Below are 1,416 nucleotides of genomic sequence, written 5' to 3'. Positions count from 1 at the left end.
GAATATATGCTACCTTCATATGATTTTTTTATTCATCCAATGTACTTAGTGGAATTAAAAAAAGATATTTGGTCAGATAGCCCAGTGCCAGCAAAGTTAACATATGGAAAAAAGAAGTATGATATTGATATCGTTTATCGAGGCGCTCATATTCGTGAGTTTGAGAAAAAGTCTTATCATGTTAAGTTTTATAAGCCAAAAAAATTTCAAGGGGTGAAGGAATTTCATTTAAACTCTGAATTTATGGATCCATCTCTTATTCGTAACAAATTATCACTAGACTTTTTTAATGATATTGGGGTACTTTCACCGAAGTCACAGCACGTATTTATAAAAATAAATGGTCAAATCCAAGGCGTATATTTACAGTTAGAATCGGTTGATGAAAACTTTTTAAAAAGTAGAGGGTTGCCGAGTGGTTCTATTTATTATGCGATAGATGATGACGCGAATTTTTCTTTAATGAGTGAGAGAGATAAAGATGTTAAAACTGAGCTTTTTGCAGGGTATGAATTTAAATGTTCGAATAAAAATAGTGAAGAGCAACTGAGTGAATTCGTTTTTCAAGCAAATACACTATCGAGGGATGATTATGAAAAAGAAATTGGGAAATACCTTCATGTTGATAAATATTTACGCTGGTTAGCTGGCGTTATTTTGACTCAAAACTTTGATGGTTTTGTTCATAACTATGCACTGTATCATAACGATGAAACAAATTTATTTGAGGTCATCCCGTGGGATTACGATGCGACTTGGGGGCGTGATGTACAAGGGAGACCACTTAATCATGAGTATATTCGCATTAAAGGATATAATACGTTAAGTGCAAGATTGTTAGATATACCTGTTTTTAGAAAGCAATATCGAAATATATTAGAAGAAATTTTAGAATTACAATTTACAGAATCCTTTATAAAACCAAAAGTAGAAGGCATGTGCGAATCCATTCGTCCATATTTACTTCAGGATCCATATATGAAAGAGAAAATAGAAGTTTTTAATCAAGAGGCTGAGATGATTTTTCAATATATAAATAAAAGAAGCAACTATATACAAGAACACCTTCATGAATTGGGATGATTTTGAAAGAGATTGAAACATTATCAATCTCTTTTTTTGTATACTAAAGATGGAGAAATAAAAAAGCGAAATAATATTTAGTAGAATGAAGTTGATTAAGAATGGAGTTGTGTAGATATGACGGTTAAATGGATTGATTGGGTAAAACAAATACAATCAATAGCACAAGCAGGTTTAACGTACTCCAAAGATGTGTATGATCTAGAGCGTTTCCAACAATTACGAGACATTTCAATTGCGATGATGTCACATTATACAAAAACAGATTGGGAAGTAGTAGAGAATTTATTTGCAAGTGAGACAGGCTATCAAACACCTAAAGTTGATATACGG

At 32.0% G+C, this 1,416-nt stretch carries 2 protein-coding genes; both read left to right on the top strand.

Annotation, left to right across the window (positions count from 1 at the left end):
- The first annotated feature begins 6 nt into the window (after positions 1 to 6).
- On the top strand, positions 7 to 1,083 hold the full coding sequence (cotH, locus tag AC1DTM_RS26475; RefSeq protein WP_016104619.1) for a spore coat protein CotH: 1,077 nt from the start codon (positions 7 to 9) through the stop codon (positions 1,081 to 1,083).
- A gap of 117 nt (positions 1,084 to 1,200) precedes the next feature.
- A partial coding sequence (locus AC1DTM_RS26470) for an NUDIX hydrolase N-terminal domain-containing protein (RefSeq protein ID WP_477001280.1) occupies positions 1,201 to 1,416 on the top strand: 216 nt, incomplete at its 3' end.

It is taken from the genome of Bacillus sp. P4_D3 (genome assembly GCF_056401855.1).
This window is presented reverse-complemented; position numbering and strand designations above follow the sequence as displayed.

Coding starts and splice junctions, on each gene's coding strand:
- cotH (WP_016104619.1), top strand. CDS start 7: ATGCTACCTTCATATGATTTTTTTATTCATCCAATGTACTTAGTGGAA.